Origin of the sequence: Faecalicatena contorta, from assembly GCF_001404335.1 — a bacterium.
Taxonomy (GTDB): Bacteria; Bacillota; Clostridia; order Lachnospirales; family Lachnospiraceae; genus Faecalicatena; species Faecalicatena contortus_B.
The window spans coordinates 1-17,116 of record NZ_CYZU01000082.1 but is presented as its reverse complement, the minus strand read 5'-3'; the positions used below and the strand labels follow the sequence as shown (position 1 = coordinate 17,116).

The following is a 17,116-nucleotide window of genomic DNA, read 5'->3' as shown; positions in this document are numbered from 1 at the left end:
CAGTGGTGCTCCATTTTCAGGGCTGTTTCCCGCCTAGAATTTCTTAGGCCCGCGGCCGCATTTTTGAAAGGACATGGATGTTCTCCGGGAGGTTTTCGGCTATCCCTTTATGGAGCGTCCCCATCCGCGCCGAAACTAAAGCTCGTCGCTAAATCCCGATTTTATGGATATTTATGGTGGAATCTGTTATAATGATTAGCGAATAGTTTTGGCTGGAGTTGGAGGATTTGGTATGAATATTTTTGATATTTTGGGCCCTGTTATGGTGGGTCCTTCCAGTTCCCATACCGCGGGTGCGGTACGAATTGGCTATATCACCCGCAGGCTGTTAGGAAGCAGACCGGTAAAAGCGGAGATCGGGCTTCACGGGTCCTTTGCGGCGACAGGAAAGGGACATGGAACGGATCGGGCTGTTGTTGCAGGGCTTTTGGGGATGAAACCGGATGATATGCGGATCCCGGATAGTTTCAGGGTGGCGGAGCAGGAAGGGATGGAATTCCGGATACAGAATGTACAGATACGGGAGGCGCACCCGAATACAGCGCTGCTGAAAGTGTGGGGGGAAGAGGGACACACGGTAGAGGTACAGGCCTCATCTCTGGGCGGCGGACGGATTATGCTGAATAAATTGGACGGAATTATGGTAAACTGTACAGGAGAATGTCCGACCCTGATTGTACAGAATCATGACAGGCCGGGGCATGTGGCGGCTGTTGCATCCATGCTGGCGGAGGATTCGATTAATATCGCCACGCTTCAGCTTTACCGCGGGAAGAAGGGCGGTGACGCCGTGATGGTAATTGAGATCGACCAGTGCGTGCCCGAGGCTTCTATCAGATGGTTTGAACAACAGGATGGTATTATGAAAGTGACATATATTGACAGGGAGGATGCATAGATGGCTTATCAGTCTTTGGAAGAAATCAGGCAGGTCTGCTGCGAGAGGGAGATTCCTTTCTGGCGGGCTGTGCTCCTGGATGATATGAATGAGCGGACCGTCAGCGAAGAAGAATCTTTCCAGACGATGGAGGCGATGTGGGACGCCATGCTGCGTTCCAGCGACTCCTATGATGAAAAACTGGTTTCCAGCAGCGGGCTGGTCGGCATGATGGGCGGACAGATGGAAAAATACCGGAAAGAGGGCGATACTCTGTGCGGGGACTTTGTGTCCAGAGTGATCGTGCAGGCACTGCAGATGGGAGAATCCAATGCCTGTATGAAGCGCATTGTAGCGGCTCCTACGGCAGGGGCCTGCGGCGTGATACCGGCCGTGCTTGTGCCTTTGTACCGGGCTGGAAAGGCGGACAGAGAGAAGATTGTGCACAGCCTGTATGTGACGGCGGGAATTGGACAGGTTATCGCATCCCGCGCCTTTATCGCCGGTGCTGCCGGGGGATGCCAGGCAGAGGTGGGGACGGCTTCTTCTATGGCGGCCGGCGCCCTCGTTTACCTGAAAGGCGGGGATAACAGCCAGATTATGCATGCGGCAGGGATGGCCCTGAAAAACCTGCTGGGGCTGGTTTGTGATCCAGTAGCAGGACTCGTGGAGGTTCCCTGTGTCAAGCGGAATGTGATCGGAGCTGTCAATGCACTTTCTTCAGCAGACATGGCGCTGGCCGGCATTACAAGCAGGATACCGCCGGATCAGGTGATTGACGCTATGAGGGAAGTGGGAGAGTCTATGCATGTTTCTTTGCGGGAGACCGGTAAGGGCGGAGTTGCAAACACGCCCCGCGCAAAGGAAATCGTAGAACATCTGGGAATGTGAATTCAAATGTAAATTCAAATGTGAATTCAAATGCGAATTGGAATTTTCCCTTGACATACCCGGGCTTGCTGTATTATGATAATCACTAATAGAAGGGAGTAACTAGCGCTCTTTGGAGCGTTCGCGATGTCGTCAGGACGATGGCCTTCCATCCGTATCGTGATTAAATGGTGAGACTTTTATTGCATTACATAATATGCAATAGGAGTCTCTTTTTTTGTCCCATTGAATGGAAAAGGCTCCATATTGTATAAAGAAATGGAGGATCATACATGAAAGAATTTTACCAGATTTCTGCAGAGGAAACGAAACAGAGGATCAATGGAACCATGGAGCCGCTGACTGCAGAAGAAGTGAAAAAGCATCAGGAAAAGTACGGCCCAAATGAGCTGGTAGAAGGTAAGAAAAAGACGACAGTACAGATATTTCTGGAACAGTTTAAGGATTTCCTTGTTATCATACTGATCGTGGCAGCAATTGTCTCAGGCTTTCTGGGAGACGCCGAGAGCGCGGTAGTTATTTTGATCGTTATTACCATTAATGCGATTCTGGGAACAGTACAGACTGTAAAAGCGGAACAGTCTCTCAACAGTCTGAAAAAGCTTTCGGGACCGGAGGCAAAGGTACTGCGCGGCGGCAATATCGTGCCGATTCCCTCTACAGAAGTAACGGTAGGGGATATTGTCATGTTGGATGCAGGTGATTATATTCCTGCTGACGGTCGGCTTCTGGAGAGCGCGAGTTTAAAAGTAGATGAGAGCGCTCTGACGGGAGAAAGCCTTGGAGTGGATAAAAATACTGCCGCGATTGAGGGGGAGGTTCCTCTGGGCGACAGAATTAATATGGTGTACTCGGGCAGCTTCGTGACATACGGCCGCGGTTCATTTCTTGTAACCGGGATCGGTATGGAAACCGAGGTCGGAAAGATTGCGAGCCTGCTCAAGACGACTTCTGAAAAACGTACCCCTCTTCAGATAAATCTGGATCAGTTCGGACAGAAACTGTCCATTATTATCCTGATATTCTGCGCAATCCTATTTGGTATTAACGTCCTGCGGGGCGGCAATATCGGTGATGCCTTCCTCTTCGCTGTGGCGCTGGCAGTTGCTGCGATACCGGAGGCGCTGAGCTCTATCGTTACAATTGTGCTTTCTTTCGGTACACAGAAGATGGCAAAAGAGCATGCGATCATCCGAAAGCTTCAGGCGGTGGAAGGACTGGGCAGCGTGTCAATTATCTGTTCCGATAAGACAGGAACACTGACACAGAATAAAATGACTGTGGAAGATTACTATGTGAACGAAACGCGGGTACCTGCAAGTGAGATCGATATTAATCGTCCGGCACACAGTAAGCTGCTGCTGTGCAGTATACTCTGCAATGATTCTACAAATGTAGACGGTGTCGAGATAGGGGACCCAACGGAAACAGCCCTGATTAATCTGGGAAGCCGTCTGGGCGTATACGCACAGGATGTGAGGGAAAAGTATCCCCGTGAAAGCGAAAATCCTTTTGACAGTGACAGAAAGCTTATGGCAACAAAACATACGATAGACGGGAAGCATGTTATGATTGTTAAGGGCGCTGTGGATGTACTGCTCAATCGGATGGAGTCGATCCAGATCCAGGATGAAGTCAGAAAATTTGAACAGGAAGACCGCAGAAAAATTGAAGCCCAGAATCAGGAATTCTCCAGGGGCGGCCTGCGTGTACTTGCATTTGCATATAAAGAAATCGGGGAGAACCAGGAATTGACTCTGGAAGATGAAGACAATCTGACGTTTGTAGGACTGATTGCCATGATGGACCCTCCGCGTGAGGAATCAAAGGCGGCGGTAGCCGAATGCAGGGGAGCCGGGATTCGTCCGATCATGATTACGGGAGATCACAAGGTGACAGCGGCAGCCATTGCCAAGAGGATCGGTATTTTGGAAAATGAATCAGAGGCATGTGAAGGCGCAGAGATAGACAGTATGTCTGACGAAGAATTGAAAGATTTTGTGGAAGGTATTTCTGTTTATGCACGCGTATCTCCTGAACATAAGATCAGAATTGTCAGGGCGTGGCAGGAAAAGGGGAATATCGTATCCATGACAGGCGACGGCGTTAATGATGCGCCAGCCCTGAAGCAGGCGGATATCGGTGTTGCCATGGGAATCACGGGCAGTGAAGTATCAAAGGATGCAGCCTCCATGGTTCTGACAGACGATAATTTTGCAACGATTGTTAAGGCGGTTGAGAATGGCAGGAATGTCTACCGGAATATTAAGAGTTCCATTCAATTCCTGCTATCAGGGAACTTCGGAGCTATTCTGGCGGTGCTGTACGCATCCATTGCCGGACTGCCGGTTCCTTTTGCACCAGTGCACCTGCTGTTCATCAATCTGCTGACAGACAGTCTGCCGGCAATTGCGCTGGGGCTGGAACCGCATTCAAAAGATGTGATGGATGAGAAGCCAAGGCCCATGAATGAGTCCATATTAACCAGGGATTTCCTGACTAAGATCGGAACAGAAGGCCTGTGCATAGGGATTACAACAATGATTGCTTTTCTGATCGGATACCGCACGGGCAACTCCGTACTGGCAAGCACGATGGCTTTTGGCACACTGTGCACTGCGAGACTTGTACACGGCTTTAACTGTAAGGCAGACCGGCCGGTCGTATTTACAAAAAGGGTATTCAATAACATCTACCTGATTGGGGCCTTTTTGCTGGGACTAGTATTGATTACTGGCGTTATGGTTATACCTGGCCTTCAAAACGTGTTTAAAGTACAGTCATTGACCCTGGGACAGCTCTTTACCGTATACGGGCTGGCGGCAGTTAACCTGCCGGTAATTCAGTTGATAAAAGCTGTCAAGGAGGCGGTGCGGAAACGGAAGGTACGATGAGAAAGTACGCCGCTGCAGCCGGAAATAAGTATGGGCGTGAGCGGGTTACGGGAGTAAGCTAAAGGAAAGCAAAACAAAAGAAAACCGGGGCAGCCTGGACACATCGTGGGAAGCATTTATGGCTTCTCGTGATGAGACAGGGCAGCCCCGGTTTTCTTTGATTAGGTGTGTCTTTTTATGGTTTCTTTGAGGATATATTTTTTATCGCTGTAACGGTCTGTGATGTAACTGTTTGCCAGATGTTCCAGCTTGTCCGTCAGCGGGTCCAGTGGAATATCTTCCCCGTATTTTCGTTTCAGCGCCTTTGCAAGCAGATAATCGCAGACGTGAGGGTTCTTGGGGAGAAGGGGGCCGTGAAGGTAAGTTCCTATTACGTTTTTGTAAACGACTCCTTCGTAACCGGATTTGCCGGTGTTGCCCAGACCATAGAAGACTTTGCCGAAGGGGGTGTGGTTTCCTATGTGAGTACGCCCGCCATGGTTTTCAAATCCTACAACAGGGGTATCGAAGAGGGGGCTGTTCAGGACGATGTTGCGGATTAGCCGTTCAGGTTCCCACTCTGTTGTGATGTCCAGGATGGACAGGCCCTCTATGTTTTTTTTATCTGTTTTGTAATATTTACCTAACAGCTGATAACCTCCGCAGACTGCAAGTACTACACCATCGTTCTCTACGTAGTCCTTAAAATCCTGCTTAATATTCTGAAGCTGGCCGCAGACCAGTTCCTGTTCACGGTCTGAACCGCCTCCGAGCAGGATAATGTCCAGTTTTGAAAAATCAATGGCGTCCCCGGATAGAAAGGGGATCACCTCGGCTTCTATTCCGCGCCATTCCAGCCGCTTACGGAAACATTGGATATTGCCGCGGTCACCGTACAGATTCAAAAGATCAGGGTATAAATGTCCGATTGTCAGTTTCATGCTGTGGCGCCTCCTTTCCCGGCTTTTTCTAATTCAGTCAGCATATGGTTTGTACTGTAAAGGCCGGAATAATTTACGATGACATAAAGATTGCCGGTTCCGTTTTCCGTGCGTTCCTGAACCGTTGCACGCAGATTTGTGGTGGAATCACAGGGAATGTCCTCATATTTTAACCGGAGCCCCATATCATGGCGGCGTGTGCCGGTGGTAGTAATAGTGGCGGCCTGTGCGTCGGCCAGATATTGAAAGTCTACATCCCAGAGCCAGGAGATATCTTCTCCGTCCTGATAGGTGTCGTTGATCTGAATGATAATGTCTTTCGGCTTTTTATCCTTTAATACAAGAGAAATCTTCTGCTGAAAACCAATGGGGTTCTTTGCAAGATGGAGTTGAACCCTGGCGCCGTTGATCGAGAAAATACTTTCGCGGTTATTCCCGTAGTCAAAGGTTTCGATCATTTCCTGGAAATGGGTCCTGTCTGCCTCAAGTGCATTGAGCGCCGCGTACGCGGACAGTGTATTGTAAATGTTGTATGGTGTGCGTGCGGTTGAACGGATGTCCATTCCGTCCATATGAAATGTATAAAGCTCATCGTGCAGTTCGATTTCAGAGGCCGTGAAATCGGGCTCCGGACGTTCTAAGCCGCAGCTGGGGCAGTGGTAGATACCCAGCTGTCCATAATGGAAGAAGTCATATTCCAGCTTCTTGCCGCAGGAACGGCAGAAGATGCTCTCCCGGATCTCGGAACGGGAAATATCGTCAAATATCTGCTCACTGATGCCGTAAGTGATAAACGGATTCTCACTTTCAGCGGCAAGGGTATAGGACAGGACATCATCACAGTTGATGATCAGTTTTGTGTCCGGTACGCTGGTGACGGCTGTCTTTAACTTATGGAAAGTGATGTCAACTTCACCGAATCGATCCAGCTGGTCCCTGGAAATGTTTGTAAGAAGGGCACAGTCTGGTTTCAATTGGGGGAGCACGCGGACGGACGCGATCTCATCCACTTCAATACAGGCATAATCTGCATCCAGCCTGCATTGTTTGTCAGTTGCAAGCACAAAGGCAGAAATAATTCCGTTGAGCATATTGGCTCCGGTACGGTTAATAATCACTTTTTTCCCTTCTGCTTTTAATGCATGATACAGAATACTGTTTGTCGTTGTTTTGCCGTTCGTTCCCATGGTTACAATCGTTTTTTCTCTCACCATTTCCGCCATGGCGGATAAGATGCGGGGATCAATGATCCGTGCAACATAGCCCGGCAGGGTAACGCCGCTTCCTCTATTCAGTTTTTTAATCAGATAGCTGGTGCATTTAGCACATTTAATTGCGAGTATGCTTCTTATTCTCATAATTTTATATCAACTCTTATCCTTTTCTTGAAATACTTGTACTATTATAATAGAAACGGATACAGAAAACAAGGAATTTGAAAGGATTTCGGCATTTTGCAGGTACAGGTTGTTACTGTTCGCATCATACGGGCGTACACAGTAACGGCATAGAACTATATTTTGTGGGACATTCGGTTTTTAACGAAAGAAATTATAAAGATTTAATGAAGCCTCTGGAAATTCATTTTCAGTGTGATAGAATGGAAATGACTAAAACTGGAAAATACCGAAGATATAGAATCTGAGAATGAGGTGGAATAAGATACATGCAGAAAAAAAGCAGACAACAGGTGATTGAGGAGAAAAAAGACAGGAGGATTCCGACAACCAGGTACCGCCCCGAGTACCGTCAGGGGCTGACGAACCAGCAGGTGCAGGAACACCGTCTGCATGGCTGGACGAACACGGCGGTGGATCCGCCGGCCAAGACAACGAAGGAAATCATCCACAGCAATGTATTTACGTACTTTAACCTGATATTTGTAATTCTTGCTATTCTTTTATGTATAGCTGGGTCTTTCCGTGATCTCACATTTCTTCCGGTCATTATACTGAATACCTTGATTGGTATTGTACAGGAGGTGCGGGCAAAGAAGGTGCTGGATGACCTGACGATGCTGAATGCGCCCCACGCAACTGTTGTGCGGGATGGACAGAAGTCTGTGATTGACGCGGAAGAGCTGGTGCTTGATGATATCGTTATCTTCAAGGCGGGCAGCCAAATATGTGCAGATGCGGAAGTCTGTGCCGGGGAGGTACAGGTGAACGAATCGCTGCTGACCGGAGAATCCGATGAGATCGTGAAGAAGAAAGGCGACGAGCTGATGTCAGGAAGCTTCGTTGTGTCCGGACAGTGCCATGCAAGGCTGGAAAAGGTCGGCATGGATTCCTATATTTCAAAACTGACAATGGAAGCGAAGGAAATGCAGGAAGGAGAGCAGTCAGAGATGATCCGCTCTCTGGATAAACTGGTAAAATGCGTGGGTATTGCGATCATACCGATTGGAATTGTACTGTTTGTCCAGGCATTTTTCTTTCAGAATGAAGGCTTTCAGTCCAGTATCACTTCCATGGTTGCTGCAATTATCGGCATGATCCCGGAGGGGCTCTATCTGCTGGCGAGCGTGGCGCTGGCGGTCAGCTCGGTGCGGCTTGCCCAGAAAAAAGTACTGCTTCATGATATGAAATGTATCGAGACACTGGCCCGGGTAAATGTGCTCTGTGTAGATAAGACAGGAACGATTACGGAAAATACGATGAAGGTGCAGGAAGTGATTCCTGCGGACGGTTACGATGAGAAAGAGATGCAGCCGTTGAGCATGCTGATCGGAGACTTTGCGGCGGCGATGGATCAGGACAATATTACAATGGCGGCCATGAAAGAATATTTTCAGAACGCATCGGGTAAAAAGCCGCTGAGCAAAACCGGGTTTTCTTCTGCCACAAAATATAGCAGCGTCACTTTTGAGGATGAGGTTTACGTGCTGGGAGCGCCCGAATTCGTATTGAAGGACAAGTATGAAACCTATGAGGAAGAAATTACCGGATATGCTTCACAAGGCGCCAGAGTCCTGGTATTTGGCCTTTATGACGGTGAGATTGACGGGAAGGCTTTGGAACAGGGAATTACCCCATTAGGATATATTCTCCTGGCAAATCCGATTCGCAAAGAGGCAAAAGAGACATTTACCTATTTTGCAGAGCAGGGCGTTGAGGTTAAGGTTATTTCGGGAGACAACCCCGTGACGGTATCGGAGGTGGCCAAAAAGGCCGGCATTGCCAATGCGGAGAACTATGTAGATGCTTCCGCTCTTACATCGGATGAGGATGTCCGTAAGGCAGTGCTTGGGAATACCGTATTCGGCAGGGTAACACCGAATCAAAAACGGCAGTTCGTCCAGATTCTGAAAGAGGCCGGGAAAACGGTTGCGATGACGGGGGACGGTGTCAATGATGTGCTTGCACTCAAGGATGCAGACTGCAGTATAGCGATGGCTTCCGGAAGCGAAGCCGCAGCCCAGGCATCACAGCTTGTATTGCTGGAATCAGATTTCTCCTGTATGCCCCAGGTCGTTCTGGAGGGCCGGAGGGTCGTAAACAATATCCAGCGGTCAGCCAGTCTGTTTCTGGTAAAGAATATATTTTCCTTCCTGCTGTCTTTGTTCTCTGTTGTATTTATGATCACATATCCGCTGGAACCGTCGCAGATATCTCTGATCAGCATGTTTACAATCGGAGTGCCTGCGTTCTTCCTGGCGCTGGAGCCGAACAAGAACATCATCAAGGGGCATTTCCTGACAAATGTATTCCTGAAAGCCCTGCCCGCTGCGCTGACAGATGTACTTGCAGTGGGGGCGCTGGTCGTATTCGGGCAGACATTTGGCGTGAATTCAAAAGACATATCCACAGCCGCAACGATGCTGCTGGCGATCGTCGGGTTTATGATTCTTTATAAGATCAGCGCGCCGATGAACATCATGCGTACAATCGTAGTAGCGGGCAGCATAATAGGACTTCTGTTCTGCAGTATCTTCCTGAACAACCTGTTTGCTATAACCGGTATGTCCACAAAATGCGTTATGCTGTTTATTGTATTCTCAATAGCTACAGAACCCGTGCTGCGGTACCTCACATCCTTGTTGGGAAAACTCAGAATATACTACCTGCGCCTGCGGGGGAGAGTCGTGGAGGAGTGAGGGGGGATCGGCTTGTGGGGGACGCCGCCGGAACCGGACATAGGGAGGTTTGGAGACGGGGTTATGGCTGTAAGCCGGAGTAAAGTAAAAAAGCAGGAAACCCAGGGCAACCTGGACACATCACCCGAAGCCCTCATCAGGGCTTCGCGCGCTGGGTCCAGGGATTTTTGTGATTCGGAATCACAAAAATCACCCTGGGTTTCCTGCTTTTTTACTTAACTCCGACTAACAGCCATAACTACGCCTCCAAACCTCCCTATGTCCGGTTTCGGCGGCTGGGCTCATCAAGGCGGGACAAAACCCCATCCCTTTGGCGGCACTGACGGGAGAGGCGTATGTTTTCCTTTAAAACTTTTTGATTAAGCAACTGCGTAGCTTAAGAGTTTTTTGAGGGTGTTTTGAAACTGTTTGTATTGGGAACGGAGTTTTAGTTTTTCTGTGCTTGTTCTATTTTGTTCTACGTAAGCGTCGTATTTGTCGAACAGGATGTGGTAATCCATGTGCTGTTTTTGGCCCCAGCGAACCAGGACCCAGTTCATGGCATCGCTCTGCCAGTAGCTCATGGGGATCTCTGCCGATCTCAGGATGGAGATGTATTGGATGGCCTGCATGGACAGAGAACTAAGCTGCTCGGTAAGTTCTATCTCGTATTTATCTTTTTTACCTAATCTTTTGAAAATTTTAAGAGGCAGTGCTTCTTTTTTTGAGTGAAGTTCCATCAGACTCCCGCTCTGTGAGACGATCTCATTCAGGCGGCAGGCCGCATTCCAGTATGTTACAAAGGATGCGGAAGAATCCGCGCTCTCTTCCTCGGGCTTTCCCACCGTATATGTGCGGAATACCCTGTTGGGCTTTCCAACCAGTTTTCGATTGTACTTACTGCGCCTGTCCGGGTTGGCGAGTGTCCGGTATGCTTCCAGTATCTCCTGCATGTAGCCTGTGGTGTCTATGTCATTATGCATATTGGCATCCGGATGGTATACTTTTGCCAATGCATTTTTCGCGCTGGTAATTTCTTCAAGGGTTGCCTCTCTGGATACTCCGAGAATGTCATAGTATGTACGGGTTTCCATCGTTTCCTCCTTATTCCTGTTTCATTATTTATTCTCCCACAATTAATATTACGATAGGATCACAAAAAAATCAAGATCGGGATTCAGCGACGAGCTTCAGTCTCGGCGCGGATGGGGGGACGCCAAGCAGACTGTAAGCGGCAAGCCCTCCGGCCTGTAGGGTCGGTTTAAAATCCTGACCGCTTAACGAAGAATCTCTAAGAGACCCAGAGGCACCCGGAAGGGCACATCCGGCATGCGCTGAAAAAATTGATATTTTTTCAGCACAGGCCGGATTGAAAATTGATTTTGGAGAATCAATTTTCATCCCTTCCGAGTGCCTCTGGCTCTCTAAGAGCTTCTATTCGTCCGCTATAAGGCGTTTTAAACCGACCATACAGGCCGGAGGGCTTGCCGCTTACAGTCCGCTTGGCTGGTTCATCCGACCGGGAGTAAAGAACTCGTTGCTAAGTTGGGAGCCCGAAACGGGGGCGGCGGATGGAATTGGCTATGTGTATCATGCATTTTATTGAGTGGATTTTAAAGCTTCGACCTATATACTCACGGGTAAAAAGCGCTCAAAAACTTACGTTGATATAAACGAAGCACCAATTCCATCCCATACGCTGGCCCCGTTCGAGGCCCTACATTAGAGACGGGGCTTTTCCTGCCGGTTGGATGCACCAGCTCCATGATGGGATAGCCGAAAGCCACCCTGGGAATATACCTGCCCTTTCAAAAACGCTCAGAGCGGGCCATAGAAATTCCTGGTGGGAAACAGCTGTGAAAATGGGGGATTCTTTGATCACCGAATCAAAGAATCAGCTGACCCAGCGCGGGAAATCATCGGATTTCCCGTGATGTGTCAGCTGTACCCCATTTTCATGGCTGGTTCCCACCTGGAATTACTTAGGCCCGCGGCCGCATTTTTGAAAGGGCAGGTATATTCCCAGGGCGGCTTTCGGCTATCCCATCATGGAGCGTCCCCATCCGCGCCGAGGCTAAAGCTCGTCGCTATATCCCGATTACTGGAACATATTTTCTACGTAGTTCCGCATTTCTTCCCGGCTGTGTTTCTGTCTTGCTTCATCAATCACCTGCTTTTGTTCAGCATCTGATAGATGGGAAAAGTGATTCAGGGCATCGGAGTGCTGTGCCAGTGCCATGGTAAAACCGATCGGCAGTTCTTCATTATTTATCATTAACAAACCTCCTTTCATGAGGGAATTTAAATTTAGTATGTGTTAGTTTTTTGACTTCATACCTGTAAATCTGAGCAGGATAATGGTATACTATTAAAAGAAAATATGGGAATGAGGGATTTTTATGATATTGAGTGTCAGCCGGAGAACCGATATTCCGTGCTGTTATCCGGATTGGTTTTATAAACGCGTGGAAGAAGGCACTGTCTGCGTGCGTAATCCATTCCGGCCGCATCAGATCAACGAGATTGCGATCACGCCGGAGGTGACTGACTGTATTGTATTCTGGACGAAAAATCCCGAACCTTTGATTGCAGAATTGAGCAGATTGGATGAATATTTATATTATTTCCAGTTTACTTTGACAGGATACGGAAAAGATATTGAGCCGGGACTTCCTGATAAGGCGGCTTTGATAGAGGTGTTTCAGAAACTGGCTGGGCGGATTGGCAGGAAACGGATGATATGGCGGTATGATCCGATTTTGCTGAATCCTTATTATACAGCCCGTTTCCACCTGGAGGCTTTTGAAAAAATCGCTGGGAATCTGCAGGGGTGTACGGAGAAGGTTGTTGTGAGTTTTATTGACACCTATAAAAACACCAGGCAAAATGCGGATATTTTGAAGCTGAAAAAAACAGAGGCGGGAGAACTGGAACGGTTAGCAGGACAGCTTGCAGAAACGGCGGGCCGGTATGGAATGCGCATGGCGGCATGCGCGGAAGAGATGGAATTTGGCAGGACGGGCATAGAACATGGGGCATGCATTGATAAGAGCCTCATAGAGGAACTTGCCGGATGTGAACTTAACGCCGTACGGGACAAGGGCCAGAGGCCGGGATGCGGCTGTATGGAGAGCATCGACATTGGGGCTTACAATACATGCATGAATGGGTGCAGGTATTGTTATGCCAATTACAGCGGGACTGTTCTTAAGTCCTGCAGGGAGAGGTTTGCTGTCAGTTCGCCGCTGCTTTGCGGCAGCATAGGAGCGGATGATATTGTTAAAAAACGGGCGGTGAAGTCATGGAAGAATCCGCAGATCCGGCTTCCGTTTTAAGAGAAGGAGAGGAAAGCATGCAGTATACGGCGCCACATTATTATAGGGAGTTTCATTGTACTGCAGATCAATGTCCGGATACTTGCTGCGCAGGCTGGCAGATTGCAATTGATCAAAAGTCATTAAAAAAGTACAGGAGGAAAAAAGGAATCCTTGGAAACCGCCTTCACAATGAGATCGACTGGAAAAACGAGAGCTTCCGTCAGTATAAGGGGCGCTGCGCATTTTTGAATGAGGAAAATCTGTGTGATCTTTTTCTGGAAGGAGGAAGCGGGATGTTCTGCAGGACATGCAGGTTGTATCCGAGGCATGTGGAGGAATTCGAGGGACTTCGGGAGATTTCCCTGTCCCTGTCCTGCCCGGCCGCCGCACATTTGATTTTGAATTGTCAGGAGCCTGTGCATTTTATTCATCAGGAAAAAAGGGGGATCAGAGGAGAGGAGTATCAGGATTTTGATTTTCTGCTGTTTACTAAGTTGATGGATGCCAGAGAGGTTATATTTCGGATTCTGCAGAGACGCAGTATTCATATGGAGGTACGGATGGCCATGGTACTTGCACTGGCCCATGATTTGCAGCAGCGGATAGATAAAGAGGCATTGTTTGAAATAGATAGTCTGCTCCAACGGTATGAAAAGCCTGGCGCGGCAGAGTGGTTTCATAAAAAAACAGAGGAAGCCGGCCAAAAGAAAGGAGAGAGGCGTGCCTGCGTGTACAGGGAGGCATTTTTGGTATTCGATGGTCTGGAAGTGCTTCGGGATGACTGGAGAGCTTTTTTGCATCAAAGCAAAGAAATTGTGTTAGCCCAGGCGCACGGATACGAAGAACGAAGCCATATTGAACCGGGGTACAAGGAGGAAGGCATTCTTGAAATATCCGGCAAAGCGGGGGAATATGATACGGTGTGGGAACAGCTGATGATTTATTTTGTATTCACGTATTTTTGCGGGGCTGTATATGACGGGAATGCTTATGTAAAGATGAAGTTTTCCTTGTTCGGCACGCTGATGATCCGTGAGATGTCCAGATCAGCCTGGGTCAGGAAGCAGGGAAGAGACAGCCTTGCGGATGTGGAAGAATCGGCCCGCCGTTATGCCCGGGAGATTGAGCATTCGGATTTTAATAAGAAAAAACTGGAAGAACTGTTGGATGATGAGGAAAGATTTGGTCTGGAAACTTTTTTCCTGATGCTGTAAGGAAAGTTTGAAACGGAGGTTTGGCTATGAAAGCAGTTGTTTATAAGGGAAACGGAATTATAAGTCTGGAAGAACGTCCTTTGCCTGAGATTCAAAAGGACACAGACGCAATTGTAAAGGTGACGGTGACAACCATCTGTTCCAGCGACATACATATCAAGCATGGGGCTGTTCCGCGGGCAAAGGAGAACATCGTACTGGGCCATGAATTTGTGGGAGAAGTGATCCGAATAGGAAGAGCGGTTAAAAAAATACGCCCGGGGGACCGTGTTGCCGTTAATGTAGAAACGTTCTGCGGAAAATGCTATTTCTGCCGCCACGGATATGTCAATAATTGTACGGATAAATATGGGGGATGGGCCCTGGGCTGCCGAATCGACGGAGGGCAGGCGGAATATGTCAGGATTCCTTTTGCCGATAACGGTCTTACAAGGATCCCGGATACCGTTTCAGACGAAGCCGCACTATTTACAGGTGATCTGCTCTCAACAGGTTACTGGGCGGCTAAGATGGGGGATATCAAGCTTTCCGATACCGTTGCAGTGATCGGGGCAGGTCCTGCAGGGATTGCGGTTATGAAGTGTGTCGGACTGTATAATCCTTCTAAGATTATAGGGATTGATACGGATGATCTAAGGCTGGACCTGCTAAGACAGCATAAGATCGCCGATGTCACCTTAAATCCACTGAGAGATGATGTGATAAAGGCCATAAAAGAACTGACAGACGGGCGGGGAGCGGATTCCGTCCTCGAGGTGGCAGGAAGCAGGGAGACCTTTGAGATGGCATGGATGATTGCAAGACCAAATGCGGTTGTAGGAATTGTTGCAATGTACGAAGAGGATCAGGTACTTCCGCTGCCAAAGATGTACGGAAAGAACCTTACCTTTAAAACAGGTGGAGTGGATGCCGCGAATTGCGAGGATATCCTGCGCCTGATTGAGAATGGCAGGCTGGACACAGAATGTATGATCACCCACAGGACCATGCTGGATTATATAATAAAGGCATATGATATTTTTGAGAATAAAAGAAACGGTGTCGTGAAGTATGCCGTTTACGTCTAGAAATGCAGAAGAAACAGCTTATTCTGCGGTTTAGTTGTTCTAAACTTACCCTCCCTCTACTATATTGGTAATAGACGATATAGCAGAGGGAGTTTTATATGAAAGCAGCACTGGCGGTATTATTAAGCGCACTACTTTGTGTACAGAATGCATATGCAATGCCGGCAAAAGAGTATATTGTCTATGAAGACACTGCAGAATTACAGGAAAATACAGAAGAAGTGCAGGAGGACACGCAGCAGGGCACAGAAAACACGGAGAACAGCGATACGGCGGCGGAAGAAAGCCGGGAAACCGTTTCGGAAGATACAGGCGGTACAGAGGGGGAGGCGGCTGACACACAGACTGCCGGTCCGGAGGTAAGCGCGCCGTCTGCAATTCTTATGGAGGCGTCCACCGGAGAGGTCATCTTTGAGAAGGATGCGGACACAGCCCGTCCTCCTGCAAGTGTAACAAAGATTATGACCATGCTTTTGATTTTCGATGCTTTGGCCGATGGAAAAATCAAGCTGGAAGATCAGGTGACAACCTCTGAGTTTGCAGCATCCATGGGCGGTTCGCAGGTATTCCTGGAGCCCGGGGAAACACAGACAGTAGATACGATGCTGAAATGTATTTCCGTGGCCAGCGCGAATGATGCGTGCGTTGCTATGGCCGAGTACATATCCGGAAATGAAGAAGAATTTGTTAAACAGATGAATGAGCGGGCAAAGGGGCTGGGAATGGAGAACACCCATTTTGTCAACTGCAACGGCCTGGATGTGGATGGGCACGTGACAACGGCAAGAGATATCGCCCTGATGTCCAGGGAGATGATCACAAAATACCCGCAGATTCATGATTACTGCATGATTTGGATGGAGAATATCACGCACACAACGAAAAAAGGAACCACAGAATTCGGGCTTACCAACACAAACAAGCTGGTAAGACAGTATGAATATGCGACTGGTCTTAAGACGGGATCTACGGGTCTTGCCAAATTCTGCGTATCAGCAACTGCAAAGAAGAACGATATTGAAATGATCGCGGTCATCATGGCGGCAGAGGATTCCAAGGCCAGGTTTAAGGATGCGACCACGCTGCTGAACTATGGATTCGGAAAATGCCAGGTTTATAAGGATGAGAAACAGGAAAAGCTGAAAGATATAAAGGTAAAGGGCGGTGTAAAAGAGACGGTACCCTGTGAGTATGCGGGCAGTTTTAGTTATCTTGACACCAGCGGAGCAAACATGGCAGGGATTACAAAAAAGCTGAAAATAAAGAAAAGCCTGGATGCTCCGGTGAAGAAGGGGGATAAGGCAGGAAGTCTGGTTTATGAACTGGACGGGAAAGAGATCGGGAAAGTAGATGTTATTGTATCTCAGAATGTGAAAAAAGCGGGATTTCTGGATTATCTGAAAAAAGTTGTTTCTAGGTTCAGGACGTAGCCTGTTGGCTACGTTCTGTCTCTCTGTCCACATGCATATGATTTTATGCTCTGAAACCTGTACAGATACCTTACACATGGACATGGTATGACCTGAATTGTAACATGGAAACATGAAAATGTTAATTTCGGGAAGAAAACATTTATAGCGAAGAATGGAGTGAACTAAAGATTGTGCATTAACATGGGATAACGTATAATAAAAGAAGAAATTCAGGGAGACGGGGAATATATAGAGTTTTCTGTTAAGTATAAATGGACAAAGGTTTGGTATAATTCGATGAAAGGATGGAGGTGTGTATGATGGTGAAATGTTTTAATACAGAAGGTGTCTGCCTGCCAGAATTGCATTATATGGTTGTAAATGGTAAAATAAAAATGTACATTTAATGGAAAATAAAAATGTACAATCCAAGTCATCATGCTATCGTA

At 48.0% G+C, this 17,116-nt stretch carries 12 protein-coding genes; 8 read left to right on the top strand and 4 right to left on the bottom strand.

The window, feature by feature from the left end; all coding sequences use genetic code 11:
* Nucleotides 1-232: 232 nt before the first annotated feature.
* The 3 genes from sdaAB (at nt 233) to ARB69_RS23895 (ending at nt 4,662) form a co-directional block, all read left to right on the top strand.
* Nucleotides 233-898: an L-serine ammonia-lyase, iron-sulfur-dependent subunit beta gene (sdaAB, locus tag ARB69_RS23905; protein ID WP_055155226.1), complete on the top strand. Its 666-nt coding sequence runs from the start codon at nt 233-235 to the stop codon at nt 896-898.
* Nucleotides 899-1,768: an L-serine ammonia-lyase, iron-sulfur-dependent, subunit alpha gene (gene sdaAA, locus ARB69_RS23900; protein ID WP_050642389.1), complete on the top strand. Its 870-nt coding sequence runs from the start codon at nt 899-901 to the stop codon at nt 1,766-1,768.
* Between the two features lie 272 nt (nt 1,769-2,040).
* Complete coding sequence (locus ARB69_RS23895) at nt 2,041-4,662, top strand: cation-translocating P-type ATPase (protein ID WP_055155225.1); 2,622 nt, start codon at nt 2,041-2,043, stop codon at nt 4,660-4,662.
* Between the two features lie 161 nt (nt 4,663-4,823).
* On the opposite strand, the gene ARB69_RS23890 is transcribed toward ARB69_RS23895, so the two are convergent.
* Both ARB69_RS23890 and ARB69_RS23885 read right to left on the bottom strand, forming a co-directional pair.
* Nucleotides 4,824-5,582 (bottom strand): type 1 glutamine amidotransferase, encoded by a 759-nt coding sequence (locus ARB69_RS23890; RefSeq protein WP_050642387.1) that lies wholly within the window; start codon nt 5,580-5,582, stop codon nt 4,824-4,826.
* On the bottom strand, nt 5,579-6,940 hold the full coding sequence (locus ARB69_RS23885) for a Mur ligase family protein (RefSeq protein WP_055155224.1): 1,362 nt from the start codon (nt 6,938-6,940) through the stop codon (nt 5,579-5,581). Before ARB69_RS23885 ends, ARB69_RS23890 begins: the two co-directional genes overlap by 4 nt.
* Before the next feature lie 308 nt (nt 6,941-7,248).
* On the opposite strand from ARB69_RS23885, the gene ARB69_RS23880 reads away from it, so the two are divergent.
* The gene (locus ARB69_RS23880; protein ID WP_050642385.1) at nt 7,249-9,678 is read left to right on the top strand and encodes a cation-translocating P-type ATPase; all 2,430 of its coding nucleotides are present in this window, start codon (nt 7,249-7,251) and stop codon (nt 9,676-9,678) included.
* Nucleotides 9,679-10,037: 359 nt separating this feature from the next.
* Here ARB69_RS23880 and ARB69_RS23870 read toward each other — a convergent pair whose 3' ends face one another.
* Complete coding sequence (locus ARB69_RS23870; RefSeq protein ID WP_050642383.1) at nt 10,038-10,751, bottom strand: J domain-containing protein; 714 nt, start codon at nt 10,749-10,751, stop codon at nt 10,038-10,040.
* Between the two features lie 1,004 nt (nt 10,752-11,755).
* A complete protein-coding gene (locus tag ARB69_RS27295; protein WP_167702523.1) occupies nt 11,756-11,932 on the bottom strand; it encodes a hypothetical protein in 177 nt (58 codons plus the stop codon).
* A gap of 124 nt (nt 11,933-12,056) precedes the next feature.
* Between ARB69_RS27295 and ARB69_RS23865 the strand changes: the two genes are divergently transcribed.
* The 4 genes from ARB69_RS23865 (at nt 12,057) to ARB69_RS23850 (ending at nt 16,685) form a co-directional block, all read left to right on the top strand.
* Nucleotides 12,057-12,992, top strand: a complete 936-nt coding sequence (locus ARB69_RS23865; protein ID WP_055155222.1) for a DUF1848 domain-containing protein — start codon at nt 12,057-12,059, stop codon at nt 12,990-12,992.
* A 17-nt stretch (nt 12,993-13,009) separates the two neighbouring features.
* Nucleotides 13,010-14,188: a flagellin lysine-N-methylase gene (fliB, locus tag ARB69_RS23860; RefSeq protein ID WP_055155227.1), complete on the top strand. Its 1,179-nt coding sequence runs from the start codon at nt 13,010-13,012 to the stop codon at nt 14,186-14,188.
* 26 nt (nt 14,189-14,214) lie between these two features.
* A complete protein-coding gene (locus ARB69_RS23855) occupies nt 14,215-15,255 on the top strand; it encodes an alcohol dehydrogenase (RefSeq protein ID WP_055155221.1) in 1,041 nt (346 codons plus the stop codon).
* A 98-nt stretch (nt 15,256-15,353) separates the two neighbouring features.
* Nucleotides 15,354-16,685, top strand: a complete 1,332-nt coding sequence (locus ARB69_RS23850) for a D-alanyl-D-alanine carboxypeptidase family protein (protein WP_055155220.1) — start codon at nt 15,354-15,356, stop codon at nt 16,683-16,685.
* Nucleotides 16,686-17,116 lie beyond the last annotated feature (431 nt).